This is a genomic window from Alkalihalobacillus bogoriensis ATCC BAA-922, from assembly GCF_000621445.1.
GTDB lineage: Bacteria > Bacillota > Bacilli > Bacillales > Bacillaceae_F > Bacillus_AO > Bacillus_AO bogoriense.
In genome coordinates this window covers 160,376-183,366 of the sequence record NZ_JHYI01000011.1, presented here as the reverse complement: position 1 = coordinate 183,366, position 22,991 = coordinate 160,376, and the positions used below count along the sequence as shown (strand labels likewise).

Annotated in this window: 24 protein-coding genes; 4 read left to right on the top strand and 20 right to left on the bottom strand. The window is 34.9% G+C overall.

Features of this window, described 5'->3' with window-relative positions:
• Positions 1 to 40 precede the first annotated feature (40 nt).
• The 9 genes from T323_RS0104870 to T323_RS0104825 form a co-directional block, all read right to left on the bottom strand.
• On the bottom strand, positions 41 to 1,762 hold the full coding sequence (locus T323_RS0104870) for a DUF2339 domain-containing protein (protein ID WP_026672262.1): 1,722 nt from the start codon (positions 1,760 to 1,762) through the stop codon (positions 41 to 43).
• Positions 1,763 to 2,429: 667 nt separating this feature from the next.
• Positions 2,430 to 3,794 carry an aldehyde dehydrogenase gene (locus tag T323_RS0104860; protein WP_026672261.1) on the bottom strand — a complete coding sequence of 455 codons (1,365 nt, stop codon included), beginning with the start codon at positions 3,792 to 3,794 and terminating at the stop codon, positions 2,430 to 2,432.
• A 24-nt stretch (positions 3,795 to 3,818) separates the two neighbouring features.
• Positions 3,819 to 4,472, bottom strand: coding sequence for an NAD(P)H-binding protein (locus T323_RS0104855; RefSeq protein WP_026672260.1), 654 nt, complete (start codon positions 4,470 to 4,472; stop codon positions 3,819 to 3,821).
• A gap of 85 nt (positions 4,473 to 4,557) precedes the next feature.
• Positions 4,558 to 5,319 (bottom strand): hypothetical protein, encoded by a 762-nt coding sequence (locus tag T323_RS0104850; RefSeq protein ID WP_026672259.1) that lies wholly within the window; start codon positions 5,317 to 5,319, stop codon positions 4,558 to 4,560.
• An 83-nt stretch (positions 5,320 to 5,402) separates the two neighbouring features.
• Complete coding sequence (locus tag T323_RS0104845; protein WP_026672258.1) at positions 5,403 to 5,672, bottom strand: alpha/beta-type small acid-soluble spore protein; 270 nt, start codon at positions 5,670 to 5,672, stop codon at positions 5,403 to 5,405.
• 153 nt (positions 5,673 to 5,825) lie between these two features.
• Positions 5,826 to 6,245, bottom strand: a complete 420-nt coding sequence (locus T323_RS0104840; RefSeq protein ID WP_026672257.1) for a disulfide oxidoreductase — start codon at positions 6,243 to 6,245, stop codon at positions 5,826 to 5,828.
• The gene (locus T323_RS0104835; RefSeq protein ID WP_035177704.1) at positions 6,238 to 6,927 is read right to left on the bottom strand and encodes a DsbA family protein; all 690 of its coding nucleotides are present in this window, start codon (positions 6,925 to 6,927) and stop codon (positions 6,238 to 6,240) included. The genes T323_RS0104840 and T323_RS0104835 overlap by 8 nt, the downstream gene beginning before the upstream one ends.
• Positions 6,928 to 7,074: 147 nt before the next feature.
• The gene (speD, locus tag T323_RS0104830) at positions 7,075 to 7,884 is read right to left on the bottom strand and encodes an adenosylmethionine decarboxylase (protein WP_026672255.1); all 810 of its coding nucleotides are present in this window, start codon (positions 7,882 to 7,884) and stop codon (positions 7,075 to 7,077) included.
• 91 nt (positions 7,885 to 7,975) lie between these two features.
• Entirely contained in the window at positions 7,976 to 8,473 is a 498-nt protein-coding gene (locus T323_RS0104825) for a L,D-transpeptidase family protein (RefSeq protein WP_026672254.1), read from the bottom strand.
• Between the two features lie 157 nt (positions 8,474 to 8,630).
• On the opposite strand from T323_RS0104825, the gene T323_RS0104820 reads away from it, so the two are divergent.
• Positions 8,631 to 9,383 carry a YqcI/YcgG family protein gene (locus tag T323_RS0104820; RefSeq protein ID WP_026672253.1) on the top strand — a complete coding sequence of 251 codons (753 nt, stop codon included), beginning with the start codon at positions 8,631 to 8,633 and terminating at the stop codon, positions 9,381 to 9,383.
• Between the two features lie 15 nt (positions 9,384 to 9,398).
• Here T323_RS0104820 and T323_RS0104815 read toward each other — a convergent pair whose 3' ends face one another.
• From T323_RS0104815 to T323_RS0104765, 10 genes are all read right to left on the bottom strand, one after another.
• Positions 9,399 to 9,854 (bottom strand): helix-turn-helix domain-containing protein, encoded by a 456-nt coding sequence (locus T323_RS0104815; protein ID WP_026672252.1) that lies wholly within the window; start codon positions 9,852 to 9,854, stop codon positions 9,399 to 9,401.
• 127 nt (positions 9,855 to 9,981) lie between these two features.
• Positions 9,982 to 10,227 carry a hypothetical protein gene (locus T323_RS0104810; protein WP_026672251.1) on the bottom strand — a complete coding sequence of 82 codons (246 nt, stop codon included), beginning with the start codon at positions 10,225 to 10,227 and terminating at the stop codon, positions 9,982 to 9,984.
• 78 nt (positions 10,228 to 10,305) lie between these two features.
• Positions 10,306 to 10,929, bottom strand: a complete 624-nt coding sequence (locus tag T323_RS0104805; protein ID WP_026672250.1) for a hypothetical protein — start codon at positions 10,927 to 10,929, stop codon at positions 10,306 to 10,308.
• A gap of 41 nt (positions 10,930 to 10,970) precedes the next feature.
• Entirely contained in the window at positions 10,971 to 11,453 is a 483-nt protein-coding gene (locus T323_RS0104800; RefSeq protein WP_026672249.1) for a GNAT family N-acetyltransferase, read from the bottom strand.
• 17 nt (positions 11,454 to 11,470) lie between these two features.
• On the bottom strand, positions 11,471 to 11,971 hold the full coding sequence (locus T323_RS0104795) for a COG2426 family protein (protein WP_245613685.1): 501 nt from the start codon (positions 11,969 to 11,971) through the stop codon (positions 11,471 to 11,473).
• Positions 11,972 to 12,196: 225 nt separating this feature from the next.
• Positions 12,197 to 13,345, bottom strand: coding sequence for an iron-containing alcohol dehydrogenase (locus T323_RS0104790; RefSeq protein WP_026672247.1), 1,149 nt, complete (start codon positions 13,343 to 13,345; stop codon positions 12,197 to 12,199).
• Between the two features lie 212 nt (positions 13,346 to 13,557).
• Positions 13,558 to 14,037 carry a GyrI-like domain-containing protein gene (locus tag T323_RS0104785; RefSeq protein WP_084309109.1) on the bottom strand — a complete coding sequence of 160 codons (480 nt, stop codon included), beginning with the start codon at positions 14,035 to 14,037 and terminating at the stop codon, positions 13,558 to 13,560.
• Positions 14,038 to 14,207: 170 nt separating this feature from the next.
• Positions 14,208 to 16,136, bottom strand: coding sequence for an ATP-dependent DNA helicase (locus T323_RS0104775; RefSeq protein WP_026672245.1), 1,929 nt, complete (start codon positions 16,134 to 16,136; stop codon positions 14,208 to 14,210).
• 130 nt (positions 16,137 to 16,266) lie between these two features.
• Positions 16,267 to 17,679, bottom strand: coding sequence for a HAMP domain-containing sensor histidine kinase (locus T323_RS0104770; RefSeq protein ID WP_051556372.1), 1,413 nt, complete (start codon positions 17,677 to 17,679; stop codon positions 16,267 to 16,269).
• A complete protein-coding gene (locus T323_RS0104765; RefSeq protein WP_026672243.1) occupies positions 17,676 to 18,374 on the bottom strand; it encodes a response regulator transcription factor in 699 nt (232 codons plus the stop codon). Before T323_RS0104765 ends, T323_RS0104770 begins: the two co-directional genes overlap by 4 nt.
• A 346-nt stretch (positions 18,375 to 18,720) precedes the next feature.
• On the opposite strand from T323_RS0104765, the gene T323_RS27800 reads away from it, so the two are divergent.
• From T323_RS27800 to T323_RS0104750, 3 genes are read left to right on the top strand one after another with little or no spacing between them, the layout of a single operon-like run.
• Positions 18,721 to 20,373, top strand: coding sequence for a SpoIIE family protein phosphatase (locus tag T323_RS27800; protein ID WP_051556371.1), 1,653 nt, complete (start codon positions 18,721 to 18,723; stop codon positions 20,371 to 20,373).
• Between the two features lie 34 nt (positions 20,374 to 20,407).
• A complete protein-coding gene (locus T323_RS0104755; protein WP_026672242.1) occupies positions 20,408 to 20,830 on the top strand; it encodes an ATP-binding protein in 423 nt (140 codons plus the stop codon).
• Between the two features lie 4 nt (positions 20,831 to 20,834).
• Positions 20,835 to 21,185 carry an STAS domain-containing protein gene (locus T323_RS0104750; RefSeq protein ID WP_026672241.1) on the top strand — a complete coding sequence of 117 codons (351 nt, stop codon included), beginning with the start codon at positions 20,835 to 20,837 and terminating at the stop codon, positions 21,183 to 21,185.
• Between the two features lie 153 nt (positions 21,186 to 21,338).
• Here T323_RS0104750 and T323_RS0104745 read toward each other — a convergent pair whose 3' ends face one another.
• Entirely contained in the window at positions 21,339 to 22,988 is a 1,650-nt protein-coding gene (locus T323_RS0104745; protein ID WP_026672240.1) for a methyl-accepting chemotaxis protein, read from the bottom strand.
• Positions 22,989 to 22,991: the final 3 nt, after the last annotated feature.

Below are 22,991 nucleotides of genomic sequence, written 5' to 3'. Positions count from 1 at the left end.
ACTCCTTCATAGTTTACCAATGAATGAAAGAACATCTCGTTTACTTTGAATCGGACTCTTTACTCCCTTTGTAATAGAGTCGGGAAACAACAATCCCAATTAACCCTAACCCAATAAAGAGAACAGCCCTTACAAAGATTGATAAAATATACAAATCAATAAATATTAATTTCGCAACGGTTATAAATAACAATGATAACCCAAACACTCTAATACTTTTATTTTTCATTTTTGAACCTATTATAATTGAGGCAAGAGAACATAATCCCCAAGCAAAACTTACCGCCATATAATAATAATGAATAGGATAAGGCGTCATAACAACATCAACAATATTTGTTATAAACACAACTAGGACAACAAGAGAAATGACAGTGATGGCCTGTGAAAGTGAATATCGATTTTTTTCTCGTACCCAAGGAAGTTTGAACATATAGTACAACAGAACATAGAGTGAACCTAGTAAACAAAGCCAATTTAAAAACTCAATCGACAACAAACGGTCAAATAAAGTAAAAAACGTCGTGATGGAGGCAAATAAATAGACAAACCACCCACCGATTTGTTGTAACACTGATTTTGAAATAATCCCAAAATAAAGGGAAACAAGCCCTTGAATAATTAACAAACCGAGAATATGCTCGAGTGTAAAATATTGCAGAAGGAAAAAAAGAAACGAAAATGTAGCTAAGAATAAAAATGCCGCTCGTTTCTCTTGTTTTCTAAACCATGCATACAAAGACAACACCACATATCCAACAGATAAACATAATAGAATCCACTCATAAACACTCGTGTTAAAAGCAATCTTAGCCCACATAAGCGCAAACCCAAAACTAACAAAAAGGAATGATATTTGTTGTTTCGCAAATATGGAACTCACAAGATAAACCGTTAGGATAAAAAGATGTTGAATGAAAATAACAACCGCATACACCTCTAAATTAGAACTAAACATAATCAAGGATGTAACGAATAACGTCAAATGAAGAAACCAAAAAGACACTTGGTATAAAACTGTATATCTTTTCATTAAGGCAAATAATAAAAATGATAAATATAGTATCGTCTCAAAACTGACAAAGGTCACGACATTTGGACTTGCACTTACGACTAAAAACGGGATTAAATAACCCCCAATGGCTGAAATTACAGCTAATGATTCAGCTTGAATCATGTGGGCTAAATACAAACCTCCGACTAGCCAAATGATGTTTAAGCTAAAAGCGATATAAATAGGGACCATTCCGTACAACACATGCATTGCGAACGTTGTCATCATGAAAAGGACAAACGACCCACCAAGTAAAACTTGCCCTAACGCTTTTCGTTTATGTTGAATTTGTTTAAATCCAAAATAAAGAAGAAAACATGCTGCAATATATCCGAACATCACTTTTACCGGCTCATTTATAAGCCCGAAGTCTGAAGCTGCTTTAAACGCCCATAATACACCAACTAACAAGACAAAAATAAAAACCCTCGGAAGCCATACTTGGCCTATTTGTTTTTCCCAATCTATATTGTCTGTTTTGATTTGTTTATGTGTTGGTTGGCGCTGAGGGCGACTACTGTTATCGACTATTTCCTTATTTTCATTTTCTTTTTTCTGGAGTGGTGTTTCTTCCTGTACCATTGGTTGCTCGTTCAGATTTCTTTCTTTTTCTTGCAACTGAGCAATTATCACCTTAAGCTCTTTTGCTTCATATTCCAATTGAGCAACCCGGTTTTCTAGACTTTTTAAATTATGTTTTTCTTCCATCTTTTCATCCCCTTTACATACCCAACTTACATATTTCTCCATCCACTTAAAGGATTCCTCTTTCTCCAAATATAATGGAGAAAAATAATGTTACGATGTAACTTTTCTCGTTCTAAACCGTCACTTTAATTATCATAGGAATGAAAGGTATGGTGATATGGGCAAACACAATTAATTGAATTGATTTATGAAAGCTTTAGAACTGTGACAAGTGTTACAACTGCCGAAAGAAAAAGGTGACTCACCTAGCTTTCATCCTCATTCAATGACAGTAAATGGAGAAGACTATCATTTAAAATGGGATATATCATGTGAGTCAAATACTCTTAATAGGAAGAAACGATGACCTTTATTCACAATGATATCATTTATCAAAAAGAAGAATATACATCTCTTCCTGAACCTAGCGGTGGTTATGATTGAGCGAAAAAAACACCGCAAATGTACAGTGCTTTTTCGTGTCCTTAGTCTAACGGACAATTATTCCTCTATTCTATGTAAAAAGCCTGAATAGAAGATGCTATCGGACATACGTTCCGCTATTCTAGAAAATCAAGCACGTTTCTTCACTATAATTGTCTAATAACGGAACACTTGTCCATAACCAATCAAAAAGGTCTTATTTTTCTTCTATTAGCGGAACACACGTCCGTTAGAGCGTGTATTATTATTTGAAAAATCTTTTAATCAAAGAAAGTGAGTGTTTCTTATGTGGATAACGAACAGAAAAATCAAAAGCAGTTGTTTGTTTTAACACACTTTTCTTATGACTGAATGTATCAAAACTTGCTTGCCCATGATAACCACCAATTCCACTATCCCCTACCCCGCCAAAAGGAAGGTATGGTGTAGCTAACTGAAAAATCGTATCGTTAATACACCCTCCCCCAAAAGAAACATCTCGGAGCACTTGTTGTTGGATTTCTTTTGACTCGGTAAATAAATACAATGCTAATGGTTTTGCTTGTTCATTTATTGCTTTAACTACATCGTCAATTTGTTCAAACTCAATAATCGGAAGAATTGGACCAAATATTTCATCTTGCATAATTTTGTCTTCCCATTTGATATTATCAAGTAATGTTGGAGGAAAGGTTAACGTTGTTTCATCACGATCTTTGCCGTACCGGATTTGATGACCTTCTAAATACGATTGTAAACGTTCAAAATGACGAGCATTTATAATTTTCGTAAATTCACCGTTTTCGAGACGTTGATTGTACATTTCTTCAATATTTTCAATTATTTTTGTGATAAATTCTTCTTTTTTCGTTTTATGAATATACAAATAATCAGGGGCGATACATGTTTGTCCCGCGTTTAAAAATTTACCGAATACGATTCTTTTCGCTGCAATCTCTAAATTTGCATCTTTATGAACGATACAAGGGCTTTTTCCACCTAACTCTAACGTTACTGGTGTTAAATGTTTAGAGGCTGCTTCCATCACGATTTTCCCAACATGTGTTGACCCCGTATAAAAAATATAATCAAATTTTTCTTTTAGTAGAGCTGTACTTTCCTCTACTCCGCCTTCCACAACCGTAATGTACTCTTCTGGAAAGGTATTATGAATAATTTTAGCAACAACAGTGGATGTTTCCGGTGTAAGTTCTGAAGGTTTTAACACCGCACAATTTCCGGCTGCAATTGCACCGATTAATGGGGAAAAAATGAGATGAAATGGATAATTCCAAGGTGCAATGATTAAAGCAAGACCATATGGTTCAGCATAAATATAACTTTTAGACCCCGTCAGCAATAATGGCGTTTTGACACGAGTCGGCTTCATCCAATGTTTTAAGTGCTTTATTGTAAAGCTTAGTTCTTTTAAGGTGGAACCAATTTCAGTTAAGTAACTTTCGAATTCAGATTTATTTAAATCTTTGTTTACAGCATGAATTATCTCCTTTTCATGATAAAGGATGGCTTGTTGTAATTTTTTTAATTGCATAATACGAAATTCATAATCCTTTGTCGTACCAGTATGAAAAAATGTCTTTTGTATTTTTACTAGTTTAGCTATAGACACTTGTCCCTCTCCCTTTTCACTTGACTATTGATAACGAACGATTTCATCCCATTCATAAATAAACGTACCGTGTTCTTTCTTTTGTGCCTCTTGAAACATAGAAACCGCGACCATTCTTGCTTCCACCGGCTTATATTTTTTTAATTTCCCCATACAAAAAATAGAAAAGACAGGAGCCAAAAACGCTGCCGTAGCTTCACCTAAACGAAACTCTTTCCGGTCACCTAATAATAAAGATGGTCTAAATATAAGAAGTCGATTAAAGTGTACGGACAATACCTTTTCCTCTAATGTTCCTTTTAAACGAGAATAAAAAACAGCTGATGAAGAATCTGCACCGATCGCACTAATAACAATAAATTGAGTAGCCCCTTTTTGTTTGGCTAATTCAGCAATTTTTACAGGATAGTCTACATCGACTTTCTCCATTTGTTGTTTCGATTTTGCTTTCTTTATTGTTGTACCTAAGCAACAATATACATCATCAACAGCAAAAAAAGAGGAATAGTGCTCTAATTTATCAAAATCAATAACTACTTCTTTTATCTTTTTATTTTTTATTTGCAGTGGCCGACGAACAAAAACGGTAATCTGTTCATATACCTCTTGGTCTATCATATAAAGAAGGAGTTCGTTTCCGATTAGTCCAGTGGCTCCTACAATTAATGCCGACTTCATATGTCACCTTCTATTTTTCTTTTTCGTCTATTATACCATTTATTCTTAAGTTTTCATTTAAGCCGACTTAAAAAAAGCTGAACAGTTACCTATCCTGTTCAGCTTCGATTGAATTAGCGATGTCGATTAATTGCTCTGGTGTCATTTCCATTTGACCATCGTGACTTAACATATAAAGAAACCCATTTTTTTCAAAAAACAACAAATGAAACTCTGTTTCTTGGTCGACTTTTAATGTTGAATATTTCGCTCGTGTTCCGTCTTGTAATGCATAAACACGCTTTACATTTTTGTGAAAGGAATCTAATTGGTCAAGATTGGGATGAATCGTGATTTTGTACTGAGATGCTGGAAAATGCTCGTCTACATAAAGTATTTCCAATGATTCATTATTTTCATCATTGTAATATTGGCCCATTTCTAATGTGAAAGGGAAATTAGGTGCTAATTGGGGTAATCTCACTTTTCCATGTGCTTGTTGAAATTGATTGATCGCTATATCTAACGATGTAAATCCAACTCCCTTTAGCTGTTGCTGAACGGTTTCAGGATGACTATGGATAAAAAATAAAAAATCAACAAGATCCAACTCAGAGTAATATTGTTCTTTTAACATAAATTGCAATAGTTCAGCTTCAGATATGCCTTGTTCATTTGCAATTTCTGATGTTGATTTGCCTCTAAACCACCTGTCCATAAACTCTTCTTCACTCACATGTAAAAATTGACACATTTTTTCATGGTCATAGTGTTTTTGTTGTTCCCCGTAAACCATGGCATCCGGGAATATCACCATACATACTACGAAACTACATACAAACCAAATCGCCTTTCTTAATTTCATCATCGGCATTACTTCCTTTAATGGGGGAATTTACTTTTTATTGTTCGATTGCAAATAGAAATTATGCTCAACAATAAAATATTTTTTTATTTATTTTTACCCATTTGATTTTGAGCCATCGCAATCATTTCTTTAACCATACTACCACCTATTTTCCCACCAATTTGACCTGCTTGTTTCGATGTTAAAGTTCCATTATATCCTTTTTGTAGCGGGATGTTTTCAGCCTTCGCAATTTCATATTTAATATCTTCTTCGTTTGACACTTGATACCCTTGTTTTTCTATCACCCGTTGTTTTAATTTATCAACTTGCTCTTTCGCTTCAGGTACAAGCAATCTGTTTCTTTTTCCCACCACTCATCACCTCATTCGTTAGTATTATCATGTTTTAAAATGTCCTTGTATTGTTGTTTCATTCAACGATTAGTAAGGAACACAAAAAAACGAGCCTAGGTTATAAACCAAGCTCGGAACGACTCGAAGAAACGAAAAAACAACGAGTTGAAATTATTTTCTTGAACTATATTTACATAACACCATGGAAACGATAATTAACGAAAATGCTGTTAATGCTAAAAAGGGAATTGTAATAAATCCAAACCAATTAATATATTGCATATTACACGGAATCCCTTGTAAACATGGTTGAATTGGTATAAGTCCCGGGACCTTTTGCAGCAAATAATGATAGAAGGAAATACACCACCCTATTATGGCAAGCGGTAAGACAAATTTCCTAACAGACCAGTCATTTTGAAAAGTACCAATCCCTAAAATTATTACAAGGGGATACATTAAAATCCGTTGATACCAACAAAGCTCACAAGGAATAAACTCTTTGATTTCACTAAAGAAAAGACTACCAAGAGTTGCAATAACGGCTACTAACCAAGCAAAATACAAACCATACTGACTCCATTTATTCATCTTCCTTACTTCCCTCAAGCTCTTTCTCAATGAGCTCCTTTATTCTTTCGTAATCAAATGGATCTTCAACTGTTATTCCATTAACCATAATTGTCGGTGTGAGATTAATATTGTACTCTTCTACCAACCGATCATCTTTTTCCACCTCAGCACGCTCTGTTTTATTTTCTAGACTATATTGCAACAATTCTAAATCAACTCCTTCAACCCTACTCCCAATATCAAGGATTTTTTCTTCCGTAATCCATACATCGTCATGGTTTTGATGAGGTGGTTGTTCATCATAAAGCGCTTTATGGAATAACCAATAACTTTCCAGTGATTGCTTTAATACAGCTTCTGCGGCTAACGAAGCTAGTCTAGATTCTTCCCCATGAAAATTCGTATTAATATAAACAAATTTCACTTGACCAGTTACAATATAATCGGTGATTAAGGCAGGAAATACCCCTTCTCCCCATGATTTACAAGCCGGACATTTAAAATCACCAAACTCAACAACTGTCACCGCTGCATTTTGTGCACCTAATGTTGGTTGTCCTTCAGCGGAAGGTGGTGTTTCAAATTTAATTTCGCTCGTTTGAGCATTGGAATTGTACCAAATAACACCAATACTAATAACAGCTAGTACAATGATTGTTGAAAAAAACAAGGAAATAACAGGAGATTTTGCAGGTTTCATTTTCGAACACACCTTTTACGTATCAGAATGGAAAAGCAATAAACATGGTATCCACTATCGTAATATAACAAATGAAAATGAATTAACTATGAAGAACTAAAAAAAAAACCATAAAAGGATTTTGTCCTTCCATGGTTTCTCCCGTTATTACCGTTTATTGATGTTTTTTCCGTAAAAGATTTCATCCATTTCCGTTTGTAGTTTTTGAGTAATCTCCTTTTGTTCACTTTCATGGAGCTTGTCCTTTTTTTCACCAAATAAATAATCATCTAAATCAAAGTTTTTTAATTTACATTTTGTATGAAAAATATTTTCAGGATAAATGTTGACATCAATCATATCATACAAATCCTTTACTTCATCCGGAATATAGTTTTGAATAGAATTAATTTCATGATCAATAAAAAGCTTTTCTCCATTAATATCTCTCGTGAACCCACGAACGCGATAATCCATTGTCATAATATCCGTATCAAACGAATGAATTAAATAGTTTAATGCTTTTAATGGTGAGATTTCCCCACAAGTCGAAACATCAATATCGGCCCGAAACGTACATATACCTTCATTCGGATGATATTCTGGATACGTATGAACGGTAATATGACTTTTATCAAGATGAGCCACAACTGATTCAGGTAAAGGACCAGGTGATTCATCATAAGATTCTGTCGGGACTTCGACAATAGGTCCTTCCGACACTAACAATGTAACACTCGCTCCTTGAGGAACATAATCTTGCTTCGCTACATTTAGAACATGGGCACCAATAATATCTGCAACATGCTTTAAAATTTTTGTTAATCGGTCTGCATTATACTGCTCATCAATGTACTCAATATACGCATCACGCTCTTCGTTCGTTTTCGTATAACAGATGTCATACATATTAAAGCTTAACGACTTTGTTAAATTGTTAAAGCCATGTAACGTTACTCTTTGCTCTGGAGTTAACATTTTCGATTTCCCCTTATATTCATAGTTATGGTTATTATGTAACAACTGCTTACTTCTATTCCCTAACGGATGTAAAATAAACATGCCGTTACTACGGCTGTATGATTACACGTGTGCCATTTGGAATAATTGCCGCTAGTTCTTCCACATCTTCATTGTACATGCGAATACATCCACGTGAGACCGCTTTACCAATGGAAGAAGGGTCATTTGTCCCGTGAATCCCATAATGTTTTTTCGATAGCGATAACCACATCGTTCCAAAAGGACCTCCAGGATTAGGAGCTCGGTTCACAACAACATACTCGCCAACCGGTGTTTCGTGTAAAATAGCTCCCACTGCGATAGGGTACACTTTTATTATTGATCCTTCTTCAAGTAATGTTAAGGTTCGTTGTGATAAAGAAACAATAATGGTATACGGAATCAGACTGGGGCTTGGCAATCCTGGTATTATGAGAGCTTGACCGGCATAAATCAAATTTGGGTTTTGAATTTGATTCGCTGTCATGAGTGTCTCCATAGGCATTCGATAGTTTTCAGCGATTTCCCACAATGTTTCATGTGGCTTAACAATATGTTCAAGCATTGATTTTCCCTTCTTTCTAACGTTTGCTTTTTACTACTATATGATGTCAAAGAATAAAAAAGCTCGTTAATTTCTAAAAAAAGGAAAGTCAACTTTTTCTACCTTGCTCACCTCCTCTAACAAAAAGGCATACTGTAACACTAGGGAGGTTACCTATATGAACATATACTCCATGTCTGAACTGAAGCAACGGTCTCTTAAACGATGGGAACAAAACGCCCTGATTAAGTTTGAACAAAAGATGACAAGCACTCATTCTCCATTTCCTTGCATCCCTGCAACACAAGCTTTCGCATTACAACATCTTCGTTTTGGGTTCGCCAGTGATCCTAGAGAATACACTAGTACAAGAGAAGTGGCTAATATGTTAAAAACCTTTTCCTTATATTCTAGACAATATGGGTCGTACACAACACTTATTATCTTTTACAACACACCAGCTGACCTTGCTGCCAACTCCGTTTTAGAGTTCGAACAACACTATTGGTCACATCTACATGACATTTGTTTATTGGATGAACTTGATTGGCCAATTTCTATTCCGACTGATCCACAAAATCCAAATTGGGAATTTTGCTTTCATGGTGAACCTTACTTCATGTTTTGTGCCACTCCAGCCCATAAACAACGTCAAAGCCGGTATTTTCCATATATGATGTTAGCCATTACTCCAAGGTGGGTGTTGAAATCGTTTAATGAAAATAAAGGATATGTAAATAAAATAAAACAAAAAATACGCAAAAGATTAGAGAATTATGATTACATCGCTCGACACTCTGAGTTAAAGCAATACGGGGATGACGACAATTATGAATGGAAACAATATTTTATACGAGATGACCATTCTGTGCCAACGTCCTGTCCGTTTTTTACATCTTTAAAAAAAGGAAACACGAATAGGGAACAATAATAAGAATCATAGTCACTACTTCTGCTCAGAAAGCTCATCTAAACAAGCGTGAGCTTCTTCTTTTTGAAAAGTACTATACAGTCGATATTCTTCTTCATCAAGAATTCGATAATGCTGACTAATGATATTTTGCTGAAGTTTATATTTTCCTTGCTTTTTGATTTCACGCCACCACACTTTTCCACCCATCGTTCGTTCTTTCCGATAAATGACTCGATCATGTGCTATCGTTTCCATTATCTCAACGGGGTCACCACCTAATGTAGAATGGAGCACATCACTATGACGGAACAACGCACATAAACAAACAGATACAGTCCATCCTGCAGTCAATCGTTCTTTTTCTATTTGAACGAGCGTTTTTTTTGAGATACCAAGTACGGTTGCCATTTTTTCTTGGGTGTAATTCATCTCTGTTCGAACTAATTTCATTTTACGAGTGATGAGTTGAGTGAATTCGTCTTGATTCATCTGAACCTCCAATAGTCAATTTGTGTAACCTTACACTTTTCTTCATTGTATTCGAGTTTGCCTAAAAACGCAAAAAGGTCATTTTAAAAATCGAGTTAATTTTTAAAATGACCTATAATAATGAAAATCAATTATCATTTTGCAATAAAGCCGGATTAAATAAAGCTCCTGTTACCGAATGATAGTCCGCATTTTGTCCGTCTGTATACTCATTCATTTCTTCTTTTATTTTTACTAAGTCTTGTTCGATCGTGTCATAATCGGCACGTCGGCTTATTAATTCATCCCGTTTGGCTTCCAGCAATTTTTGAGTTTCCATCAATACATACAAATGTTCTAACTTCTCAACATAAGACATGCTCTGTTTATCCATATTTCCCTCCAAAAAGTGTATGTCCTTTTTAATATGCCATATCCTTTAAAGCTGTATTCTTCTTGCCAAAAAGGAGACTCAAGGGATAAGTGTTTCTTTTTTAAATGTCTTATGTAGGGAATAATATTGAAGCCCTCTCGTTTTCGCTAAAGCAGTTTTAGCAAAACGCTTTGCTTGTTCTAATTGGCCTTCATGTCTACACGCTTCTGCTTCAATGGCATCTTGCATCCATTGTTTTTTTATTTGTTGTCCTATCGTGCGAGCCAAGGAAAGGTTTCCTTCTTCTAGTGCAATGGAAGCTTCATAATATTGTTTATAAATCGACTGTGGCAATTGTTGAACTTCTTGCTTCGCACGCTCTATATCTTTTCGATAAAGAGCTTGAATTGTTAAAAAGAGAGCTCTCCTTTGTGGATGTTTATACTTTTCAAGTAATATTTCAATACCTTTGTCCATTTCAATTACATCGTCATTCGCTAGCGCATAATAAAATTGGGATAACGGGTCTTTTTTATTGTTTTTTAAATATGTTTCAATAACATGTATGTCTTTCGAAAAAAAGATTGGACTAAGCTTAACATATAAATAAGCAATCACAACAACGAGGATAATGAAAATGAATCCAACAATATGCACATTGAAAAAAGCCGCTAAAATACTAGCAACAATAACAATAAATACAAAGATAATATGCGTAAGCAAAAAAATACCTCCTTATTTACAATCCTGTAATTGTCACGAAGTTAGACTTGTTTAGTCATAACTAAAAATTTCACATCTTCTCCTTGTAACGGAGAAAAAAATGTGACGCCTTGCTTAAATCCTACTCGTTCATAAACCTTAATTGCTCTTTGATTCCAGGCAGCCACTACTAAACGAAAGTCCTTTGCCGGAAACTTTTTTGGGAAGAATGTTAACACTTCCTTCATAAACGTGGTTCCTAACCCACAACTTGTGAGTTTAGGGTGTAAACCAATGCCTACATCCACTTTTTCAAAATCATAATATAAACCGATAGCATAACCTCCAGGGACATGTGCTGCTTGTCCATAACAGCAATAGCCAAGCAATTCTCCGTTGTCGTTCACACAACTATAATAATATCCGCTTAATAACTCCTCTATCGTTTCCAAAGAACCATTCATACTATATAACGTATAAGGCTCCTCATACTGCCATAGGGAAATTTTCTCAGCTTCCTTTTTTTTCATCGGCAAAAACTTCATATATGTTTACACTCCTCTTACAATCCAAATAAAGCTGGATACGCAAATATACTTATGATTATTGATGTAAAAACAACACCTAGACTTATAGAAAAAATCGCAACACGAACAGGGATGAAAAATAATAATGCGGCCATACAAGCACTGTATACACCTGTAGCTGGAAATGGAAGAGCCGTGAATAAGAATAAACCCATTGCTCCATATTTTTCAATTTTATCACTTTTTCGTATTGTTCGATCATATAACCAATAATAAAATTGTTCGTACATTTTAAAACGTGTTAGCCACCGACTGAGCGGAATAAACAATAGAAGAAGTGGAGCAATCGGAGCGATATTTCCGATGATGCTTAATAGTAATGTTTTTTCAAAAGAAAATTCTAATAATGCCCCTGCTGAAAGCCCGCCTCTTACCTCTAATAAAGGAAGAGCGGAAATAAACAATACGATCATCTCTTCAGGTAAAAATTGAAATAACTCTATGAATACATCACTTATATCCTCAAACCACTCCACATGATAGCTTCCTTTCTTTTTATAACATCAATTAAACGACCCCTCACCAAAAATTATTCTTCCTTTGTACAGAAAATAACTTATTTTTTATCTACAAAAGCACCAACATTAATGTTTCGGATAACCATTCCAGTAAAAAAATAGACCGCATGAACCAAAATCTTGATTCATACGGTTTTTATCATTGTTTTTCTTGCACTTTAACGCAATGCTAGTTTGGTTTTCTTACAAAATTTGCTTAAACATCTCAATAACTTCTTCCTTTGTAGGTTGAAATGGATTTCCAGGCGCGCATGCATCATTCATCGCATTTGTTGCAAGTTTATCTACATCCACTTCATCAACTCCTAATTCTGAGAGTTTAGTTGGGATACCAACTTCGACGGCTAATACTTCAATTGCAGCAATTACAGCATCTGCACATTGTGTGTCATTTTTACCGACAACTTCGATTCCAATAGCCTGAGCAATTTTTCGAAATTTACTTGGGTCTCGTTTAGCATTTTCCTTTTGGACAATCGGCAATAACATCGCATTACAAACTCCATGCGGTAAATCATAAACACCACCTAGTTGGTGAGCCATCGCATGTACATACCCTAAACCAGCATTATTAAATGCCATTCCTGTTAAAAACATAACGTAAACCATTTGCTCACGAGCCTCGATGTCTTGTCCATTTCGAACAGCTCTTGGCAAATGTTCAAAAATGAGTTTAACCGAAGCTAGCGCAGTAGCATCGGTCACTGCATATGCACCTGGAGTCACAATAGCTTCTATTGCATGTGTCAATGCATCCATTCCAGTAGCTGCCGTTAGAGAACTAGGCTTCTCTAACATTAATTCAGGATCGTTAACAGAAATAGAGACAAGGCTATTTCTATCAACCATTACCATTTTCACATCACGCTCTTCATCCGTTATTACATAATTAATTGTATATTCACTTGATGTTCCTGCGGTTGTATTAATCGCTACTATTGGTACAGATTTATGTTTTGTTTTTCCTACACCTTCATACTCTCTTATATCGCCACCGTTTTTTACGACAATTCCAATTGCTTTTGCTGCATCTTGTGGGGAACCGCCACCAATAGAAACAATAAAGTCACATTGACTTTTTTCATATTTATCTACTCCTAGATGAACGTTTTCTGTTGTCGGATTCGGTTTTACAGTATCATAAACGACAAAATCAATTCCTATTTCTTGAAGTACTGTTATTACCTTATTTACTATCCCATTTTCATTTAAAAAAGAATCCGTAACAACAAAAGCTTTGCTTACACCTAATTCAAGAATATAAGGTCCTATATCTTTCAAGCAACCTCTTCCCATTAAATTCGTTGACGGTACATAGAAAACTTTACTCATTTTTTCCCCCTCCTTACCATTAATCTTGCTCAGTTATTCACAAACTATTACATTTTTATCTTATTCTTGTTCTAGTTACAAGTCAACGAACGGAATATGAACATTTTATTTGCTCGGACAAATTTGTGAACTTTTCTTTTTTTGTTAAATCGTATAAGAAAAATACTAGTTCTTCTTAAATAGCTAGTATTTTTCTTGTTCTTTATGTTTTGTTATTTCACAGAAATATAAATATCAACTTGTGCTTCATCAGGGTTACTTGCTCTTTCATCATACACTTCAAAATCAGTGATAAACGCACGTTCATTTTTTTTTGACCATTCCCAAATATCAATCCATGCTTCCTGGACAACTTCTGAAACCGGTCCGATCTTTGTTGTAAACACTTCATACGTACATTCAGGGATATTAAAAAGAGGCACTTGATTTGAATTATTATCAACAACTTCATGTCCTATAGCAAATGTGTATAGTCCATTTTCATCTAATTCATAGTTTGTATAAATAGCGTAGACTGACAAATTTTTTTTATTATGAATTTGTTGACTACGTTTTTCTTGATAAAATAACTGCCATTCATTTTGGATTTTTCCTTGTCCCGACATTTCATTTTCATTTGTGGTTAAAATTGGAAAAGCCGCGATTTTCATTTCAGGAAGATGAATCTTTTTTGATTTCACGATTGCGTTCATTTGTATCCCCCATTATCATTTTTGTTATTTTTATAGCAAAATAGAACGTATATTCGTCTATATATTACAATATTTCCCTCATTAATAATAGTCACTTTTCCACTTTTTACTTTTTTACACATTTGTTTCAAAAAAAAATGAGCTTCCACCGAAGCGAAAGCTCTTCATTATTATTTTTTCCACATGATTTCAACTGGGAAAACTTCTTGAATTTCTTGTCCGTATAACTTTTGTTGTTCATCAAGCATCCAAATATGAACCATTCCTTTATCATGTTGACTCCGAATTAATCGTCCTACACCTTGGCGAAGTCGCAATAACATATAAGGAGTATCCACTTGGGCCATTGGATTTTGAACATGGTTTCTTTTCGCTTGGAAAACAGGATCATTTGGCGGAAACGGTAAAGATGCGATAACGACCTGGCTTAATGATTCACCTGGCACATCCAATCCTTCCCATAAATGATAAGAACAAAGTACTGTCTCTTTTTCTTGTTGAAATTCTTTAACAGCTTGACTAATTTCACGGTCACCTTCATACAAAATCGTAAAATCCCAGTTCTCGGTATTTGCCCATTGACGGAATCGACTCATTTCTTCAAATGAAGAAAATAAGACAAGAGTACTCCCGCCATTTTGTCGTAATGTCTGTCCTATTTCTTCCCATTTGTCTCGTTCTGTTGTTTCAATATGACCAGATAACGTCATTTGCTCTTTATAATTAAATGGGGAATCAACAGTAAACGAAAGGAAATCAGGAATTCCTAGGCTTTTCGAAATATAAGTAAAATCTCCAGCTTTAGATAACGTAGCTGACGAGAAAATAAAAGGAATCTGTTGTGAGAATACTTCTTTCTTTAACACATCTTCAACAAGTCTTGGCATAATGACAAATGTTGAACCCGAATCTGTGTTTTCCAGCCAAAATATTCCTTCATCATCCTTCAACAAAATAGCTAAGCCATAAGAGAAAAACTCCAAATACTCCTCAATAATTTTCAAATGATAATCATCAATTGTAAACATTTCAGCATCAAATACGAGTTGTTCTAGCAACTGTTGCACTTTTTCGTTCATGTTTTGGACGAGACTAACCATTGCTTGTGATCGCGGCACTTCATTCCGGTTCGACCCAATCGCTGGAACGGCTGTTTCTGTTAACAGATCAAACCACTCATCATGTAACATTAAAATGTCTTCAATTAAAAGCAACGATTCTTCCCTTACATTTTGTTGAATATAGGCCGTAAGCATCGTTGTTAATGTTTCAGCGTGGAAACGGTATGTTAATCCTTTTTGTGCAGCAAATTCTAACACATGTCCTTCATCGAAGACGACACAACTCGCTTCAGGAAGAAGAGTCAGCTGCCCTTCCCGCTTTCGTGATTCCTTTGTCCAAACATGTTCCATATAAAAATCATGGGAACAAACAATTAAGTCCACACTTTCACGGTAATAGTTACGATGTAACGTTTGACCACAGCGATGTCTCCAATCACATGTAGAGCATTGCTGCAGTGGGTCCCATGCTATTGACTCCCATTTCTCATTGGATACCCAAGGATATTCTTTTCGGTCCCCGTATCGAGAAAAAGCGTTCATAGAGGCGGACGTATTAAAAACAAAGCTCGGTATTTGCTCATGTACTTGAATGATTTCATCCTCATCCGTTTCATGAATTAACATATCCAATTTTTTAACACAGACATACTGTTCACGTGCCTTCGCTAATCTCACATCGATTTTTAATCCTAACGCTTCCTCAAGCTTCTCGATATCTCCCCCTTCTTTCACAATTTGCTCAATCAACGTTTCATCCGCACAGGAAATAATAGCTGGTTTTCTCATATAACGTGCATAACATACAGCATATAATAAATAAACAAATGTTTTTCCTGTCCCAACACCTGCTTCGGCAAACACAATGCTTTTATCTTTAAAAGCCTTTTCGATCTGAAATGCCATATAAATTTGTTCATCGCGCACTTCATACCCATGCTCTGGCAATATGTCGTAGAAGACATCGCCTATATAATCACCTAATTTATCAAAAAAACGGTCGGTTTTCCCTATTGAAAATGGAAGTTGGTTTGTCATCTAGCATTTCCCCTCTTTTTTTCCTGATGTGTCCATAAAGATTATCATACCAAAATCAACTAGTATGATGCTATGAAAACAACCTATAAAAAGAAAAAATGCACAAAAGGAACCCTTTTATGCATCCATCCTACAATTCACTTTTCGGTAATGACAACGTAAATGTCGTACCGACACCTTCTTTACTTGTAACATCAATATTCCCTTTATGCAGTTCAACAACTTGTTTAACAATGGCAAGCCCTAATCCACTTCCGCCACTTTTGCTAGAGCGAGATTTATCTACACGGTAAAAACGGTCCCATATAAATGGTAAATCTTGTTCAGGAATACCTTGTCCTGTATCTTGAACCGAAATCATAACATGATTCTCATTTTCTGTTACATCAATTTCAATTTTTCCACCTGGATCCGTATAACGAATACTATTTTCTAATAAATTAATCATTGCTTGTCCCATTCGATGTTGGTCAAGTTGAACATGAATCGACTTTGCCTTCTTGTTTACTGTACATTGGAGCGCTTTTTCTTTAAACAATAATTGTCGACTTGCCACCATATCCATTAACCATGGAATTAAAGCTGTATCTTCTTTTTTTAATTGAATTTGACCTTCTTCCAGTTTTGTTAACTGAAACAAGTCACTAACGAGATGTTCCATTCTTGTGGCTTCATCATATATAACATGTAACGTCCGCTTTTTGGTCTCTTCATCAAGTCCATTTGTATCCTTTAAAATTGCAGAATAGCCTTTAATATACGTAATCGGTGTGCGTAAATCATGTGAAATGTTTGAAATAAATTGCTGCCGTGAATCCCGATATTCTTTTAACTGTTTTGTCATCAATTGAATATCTTGAGCCAATTGTCCTACTTCATCCTCTTGTTTAATTGATAATATTTTATCAAAATCTCCTTTGGCTATATGATGGGTCACTTCACCCATTTCAGTTAAAGGTTGCGAGATTTTATTTGTAATATATAACGTCAATAATAAACCTATGACAAACGTAATCGCTGCCATAAGCAATAATAAAATTAACAATTTATATTTCGTATATTCAAAAGGTTCTGTATCTTGGTCAATAAATAAATAGCCATGTGCTTGACCGTTCACAACAATCGGTTGAAGTGCCCATGTATGTGGGATATGAAAGTTCCCTGAATCTACTTCTTCTACAATCGGAAATTCATGTTGAGTTTGAATTTGATCTCTTACCCAGTTTCGATAGACGTCAATCCAACCTTCTTCAATATGAGCGGATTTTACAACTACCGCTAACTCACGGTCAAACAAGGTGAGATGGACATCTTGTTTTTGTTCCATTAATAATACATGATTAATGGCACGAAGATCAAAATCATTTTCTATCACTGCTGCATGGGTTATAATTCGATGGGTTAAATTTTCTGTTACATTTTCACTATACAGCTCTTTCGCAATCATATAAGATGCATAGGTCATGATAGAAATAACTAAAAACATCAGTCCGACAACAATCCAAGTAATTTTAGTAGATAAACGCTGTTTCATTTTGTTCATGATTCTTCTATCATTTGATATCCAATACCCCAAATCGTTTCGATGATTGCTTTTGGATAACCTGAAGACTTTAATTTTTCACGAATGTTTTTTATATGAGCGTCAACTGTACGTTGATCACCTTCATAAAAATCATCCCACTCTAATTCTAATAAATGTTCCCGACTAAAAACTCTCCCAGGGTTTGTCGCCAACCGAATGAGCAAATTCAGCTCTTTTTTCGTTAAAGGAATGGCTTCGTTCAAATAACTGACTTTCGCTTTATCTGGATAAAACACTAACTCATGAATGTGGAAAGAGTCAGGGCTAGCCTCCACCTTGCGTTTCGTTCGACGAAGAACAGCGTCTACTCTAGCTACTAATTCCTTTGGCTCAAACGGTTTGACAATATAATCATCTCCACCTTGCTGCAGACCTGAAACAATCTTTTCTGAATCTCCAAGAGCTGTTAATAAAATAACAGGTAAGTCTTCATCAATGACCTGCCTAATTTCTTTTAATACGTCAAACCCATCCATTCCAGGCATCATAATATCAAGCAATACAAGGTCAAACGTCGATTCCATTAGAATATGAATCGCTTCTTCACCTGAGGCTGCTTCTTGAACGAGAAACTGATGTGGTTGTAAACAAATGGTCAAGAGCGTTCGCATTTCCTGTTCATCATCTACAACTAAAATTCGTTTTGCTTCCATCTTGTTTCCTCCATTAATCAAGTTGGTTCACTTCATAGACAAAAATTCTATCTCCTTAACAGGTCTACATCCCTATTTATATAATAAATGAATACCGTATGACCGATCAAAAAAGAGTAAATTTCATCCTTTTCACCCTTTATTTTTTCTTATTGTAATCATACCCTTATATTATGAAAAAATGATGAAAAAAGTTTGAAGATATAAAGTAGAAACAACTGAATATATTGACCTATCAATAAATGTTTTCCGTTTATTTTTTATTATATGTTGCTATTTATCTATTAGTTTTATACTATTATTTTAACAGACTTTTTAGACAAAATTCGACGATATGAGGGTAATTATGATTAGAAAAATAAAAAAACTCGTAGAAAGTTTCTCAAGCGCAACTTTATTTTCATCCAAGACTGAAGAAATTAATCGATTATTAGAATTATATGAGATGAATATCGTCGAAAGCACACCTGACAAAGAGCTTGATCAATTGACAGAGCTTGTCGCTAAAATTTTTCACACCCCGATCGCAATGGTAACGTTAATGACAGAAGAAAAACTTTTGTACAAGTCCTGTTTTGGATTGAATATGCAGGAATCGCCACGAAACCAAACTGTTTGTCAGTATATTATCGCATCTAAGGACCATCTAGTGATAGAAGATTTACAAAAGGATGAGCGATTCGCTGACAATCTTACTGTAAACAAAAACGGTTTTCGCTTTTACGTTGGCGTTCCACTAAAATCAGACAATGGGAACGTAATTGGAACACTTTGTTTACTTGATTACATTCCTCGTGAGTTTTCGAATGGAGAGTTAGACATTTTACAAACTTTTTCCGAAATGGCAGCTCGCATTATTGAAAAAAGAAGTGATTTACTTATCCATGCCGAATTAGAGTCAAAACTTATGGACATAAATAGTAAATACTTAAGTGTTATTAATCATGTAAGAGATGTTGTATTTCAAACGAACTTAGTCGGTGAGTGGACGTTTTTAAATCCTTCGTGGGAAGAGATTATGGGTTATAAGGTTGAAGAGTCGATTGGCACTTCATCACTACAATACGTATACCACGAAGACAAAGAAAATTGTATTGAATTGTTTACTCCTTTCTTTAAAGGAGATATAGCAAAACTCGACTATATTTGTCGGTTTGTCCGAAAAAATGGGACAAGAAAATGGATTCGTGTTTCAAGCTCTAAGACATACACACCCGACGGAGAAGTTGTCGGGGTCAGCGGGACTTTATCAGACATTACCAATATTGTGGAACTTGAAACAGAAAAACAAAAAGATCTTGAACTTGCAAAAAAAGTTCAATTGTCAGTCATTAGTGACCCTATTCTAAACGAAAACATCAAAGTCAATTGTGAATATTATTCCTCTTCTGACCTATCAGGTGATATGTACTATTCTGTTCAAATTGACAAATCTAAATATGGCGTCATTTTAATTGATGTAATGGGCCACGGAATTGCTTCTTCTTTAATTAGCATGTCGATTCGCTCTTTGTTGCGCGGATTAATTATTAAAGTACAAGACCCAATTATTGTGTATGAAGAACTAAACAAACATATTCAATTTCTTCTTCCAAAAACAAGTACTATCATTAGTTATTTTACTGCGATATACTTAATCATTGATACGGAGTTAAAAACAGTAGAATATATTAATGCAGGACATCCAGTTGGACTTATGGTTACAGATAACAAAGTATTCGAATTAAATAAAGGAAGCCTTCCTATTGGATTAATGGAATCTCCTCCTTTACAAAAAGGAATACTGTCTTACGAAAACAAAGCAAATATTATTTTATACACGGATGGATTGTCTGAAATTGACAATATTCACAATCCAAAAGAATTTTTATTAGGCTGCAATCAACAATACAATGCAACAGAAAACAAAGAAAATCTTGCGGCATATATAATTCATTCTTGTAACCTACCAGAGAAATTACCCGATGATTTATGTATCATTTCTATAGAGTTAACGTAAACGACAATACTTGAATAAGGAGTTTGTAAATACTATGAGCAAAGAGTTAGATATCGAATTAACGTTTACCCCAGTAACAATGGATATCGACATCATTATGTCCGAAGTATCATCAAAACTAACCGAAATTACATTTTCATGCACAGAAGAATTTTGTTTCGCAATCCGTGAGGCACTGATTAACAGTATTGAAGCTTGCAAAGGATTAGATCAACAAAATCAAATGATTTTCATTCATTTACAATATACTGACGGCACTGCTATCGCAGAAATATCAGACTTAGGCAAACCGTTCGACGAATCTCGTTTAAATTACTCAAAAGAAATGTCATTTGAAGATGTATTACACGAAGAGGATGGCCGAGGCTTTTTATTTATTGAACTATTCACAGATGATTTTTATTTCACCCAAAACTATGAAGGATTAAAGACTTTTGTTTTAAAAAGGAAGGGATAAACTAATGGAGAAAGCTACTGTAACAATAGAAAAAACAAGTAACACGGACAATTATATTCTTGTAAATATTACGGGACAGCTTGTATATGACAGTGTTGAATCTATCCGCCAAACCTTTACATCAATTACAGAAAAAGCTGACCATTATATTCTTTCGATTAGTGAAGTGACAACAATCGATAGTACAGGAATTGGTGCACTTGTAACTTTTGCTAAGACGTTTGGAGAAAATAATACAGCTATCATTTGCAATAACCCAAAAATCAAAAAATTACTTCATATCGCCCGTTTAGAGTTGCTGTTTCCCATCGTAGATTCTGTAGAGGAAGCAAAAATTGCGATTACAAGTAAATAAGAAACTAACAAGTAGTATTAGAAAAAACAAAAGGTTTATGGGCCTTTTGTTTTTTTTTGTATATGCAGGAAGTAACTCGCCTTCTGTGAGGATAATGAGGAAAGACTACTGAATAAAGAGGGTTTCCCCTTTTTTCAGTAGTCTCAATAAACCTTACATTTTAAATTTCGATAATTGTTGATTTAGTTCTTCTGTCATTTGATTTAAGAGAACGACTTTATCAGAGATTTTTTCAAACGAATGCAACTGTTCCGTTGATGATGCTGATATTTCTTCTGTTCCGGCAGCTGACTGTTCCGTAACCGCACTTATACTTTCCACATTCGCAAGAACACTCTGAGATTTTTCTTGTAAATGCGATAAACCTAATGCTACTTCATGTACTTGATTCGTAATGGCTTTAACTTTCTCATCAATCGTTTCAAACGCTGATAATGTTAAGTCCATTGCTGATCTTTGACTTGAAACTATTGCATTACTTTGATCAATAGAAGATGTAATGTCGCTCATTCCCTCATTTAACTTCGAAACCATCGTAAAAATTTGTTTTGTCGCTTGGTTCGATTCTTCTGCTAATTTCCGCACTTCATTTGCTACCACAGCAAATCCACGACCTTGTTCACCTGCTCTTGCCGCTTCAATACTTGCATTTAACGATAAAAGATTCGTCTGTTCTGAAATATCTGCTACGAACGATGCCATTTTTTCAATTTCAGTGAAGTATTGTTTGAATGTTTGCGTAGACGTTTTTATTAATTCACTAGCCTCAATATTTTGGGCTAATAGCTTTTCTTGCGTTTCAATATTATTCTTCCCATGTTCAATCGAAGTAAGAGCCTCTTCTGTCATTGAAGTAGATGTATGTGAATCTTTTAAGCTACGAATTAGTGTATCATTCATATCGTGAATTAATCCAACCGCATCTCCAAGATCATTGGATATGCTTTGCGATCCATTTGCCAATTCATCAGTCGATAATGCAACTTGTTTTGTTACTTCTTCCAAATACTGATTATCTTTTTCGATTTCATTAGAAGTTCTACTTACACGATAACTCACATCGTTAACTGAATGAACGATGGCTTGTAAATTTTCAACCATTTTCTTAAACGCATTTGTGAGTACGCCTACTTCATCTTTACTTTTTGAAGCTTGTACACGAATAGACAATTCGCTGTTTGCTAACGCTTGTGCTTGGTTTGCTAATGTAACAAGCGGTTTTGTCATTTTTCGAATTAAAAATAAATTTACGGCAATTGCCCCAATTAAAAGCACAACACTAAATATAACTGCAGTTGTAATCACTTGTGTAATATTTCGTTGTAATTCGTTTGTTAACATTTCATAATTCAAATTGGCTTCTAAGTTTAATAAGTAAATATCATTTAACACACCTGATGCTCGGATGGACTGCCTTTGAATATTGGAAAGCTGGTTCGCTTCAAATGCTTGAAGCACTTCTTCTTCAAGCTTCATAAACTTTGACTCAATCACAGTTAATCGCTGTTGTTCCCCTTCCGTCATGACGATGTCATTTAAAAAGGAAATTTCCTCTTTTGTCCGCGCTATACTATCGATTGCACCTGCTTCGTTAGCAGCAGAAGGATTAAAAGCATAGTTATTTAATGCTTGCTTTGTACTCATGACGTTTGCTTCTAAATCTTTTCCTGAAATGAGTACAGGGACATAATGACTATTTGAGGTTTGTATACTCAGCATATTTACAATAATAAACCCAACCATACATAATGAAAGTAAAATTCCACTTAACGAGGTTAGTAATATTTTTTGTCCTAATCTCACTTG

Coding starts and splice junctions, on each gene's coding strand:
- speD (WP_026672255.1), bottom strand. CDS start 7,884: ATGTTAACTCCAGAGCAAAGAGTAACGTTACATGGCTTTAACAATTTA.
- T323_RS0104775 (WP_026672245.1), bottom strand. CDS start 16,136: ATGACAAACCAACTTCCATTTTCAATAGGGAAAACCGACCGTTTTTTT.
- T323_RS0104770 (WP_051556372.1), bottom strand. CDS start 17,679: ATGAACAAAATGAAACAGCGTTTATCTACTAAAATTACTTGGATTGTT.
- T323_RS0104825 (WP_026672254.1), bottom strand. CDS start 8,473: ATGCTTGAACATATTGTTAAGCCACATGAAACATTGTGGGAAATCGCT.
- T323_RS0104765 (WP_026672243.1), bottom strand. CDS start 18,374: ATGGAAGCAAAACGAATTTTAGTTGTAGATGATGAACAGGAAATGCGA.
- T323_RS0104750 (WP_026672241.1), top strand. CDS start 20,835: ATGGAGAAAGCTACTGTAACAATAGAAAAAACAAGTAACACGGACAAT.
- T323_RS0104785 (WP_084309109.1), bottom strand. CDS start 14,037: ATGAACGCAATCGTGAAATCAAAAAAGATTCATCTTCCTGAAATGAAA.
- T323_RS0104810 (WP_026672251.1), bottom strand. CDS start 10,227: ATGGATAAACAGAGCATGTCTTATGTTGAGAAGTTAGAACATTTGTAT.
- T323_RS0104790 (WP_026672247.1), bottom strand. CDS start 13,345: ATGAGTAAAGTTTTCTATGTACCGTCAACGAATTTAATGGGAAGAGGT.
- T323_RS0104870 (WP_026672262.1), bottom strand. CDS start 1,762: ATGGAAGAAAAACATAATTTAAAAAGTCTAGAAAACCGGGTTGCTCAA.
- T323_RS0104815 (WP_026672252.1), bottom strand. CDS start 9,854: ATGAATCAAGACGAATTCACTCAACTCATCACTCGTAAAATGAAATTA.
- T323_RS0104855 (WP_026672260.1), bottom strand. CDS start 4,472: ATGAAGTCGGCATTAATTGTAGGAGCCACTGGACTAATCGGAAACGAA.
- T323_RS0104850 (WP_026672259.1), bottom strand. CDS start 5,319: ATGATGAAATTAAGAAAGGCGATTTGGTTTGTATGTAGTTTCGTAGTA.
- T323_RS27800 (WP_051556371.1), top strand. CDS start 18,721: ATGATTAGAAAAATAAAAAAACTCGTAGAAAGTTTCTCAAGCGCAACT.
- T323_RS0104840 (WP_026672257.1), bottom strand. CDS start 6,245: ATGAATAAATGGAGTCAGTATGGTTTGTATTTTGCTTGGTTAGTAGCC.
- T323_RS0104800 (WP_026672249.1), bottom strand. CDS start 11,453: ATGAAGTTTTTGCCGATGAAAAAAAAGGAAGCTGAGAAAATTTCCCTA.
- T323_RS0104755 (WP_026672242.1), top strand. CDS start 20,408: ATGAGCAAAGAGTTAGATATCGAATTAACGTTTACCCCAGTAACAATG.
- T323_RS0104835 (WP_035177704.1), bottom strand. CDS start 6,927: ATGAAACCTGCAAAATCTCCTGTTATTTCCTTGTTTTTTTCAACAATC.
- T323_RS0104820 (WP_026672253.1), top strand. CDS start 8,631: ATGAACATATACTCCATGTCTGAACTGAAGCAACGGTCTCTTAAACGA.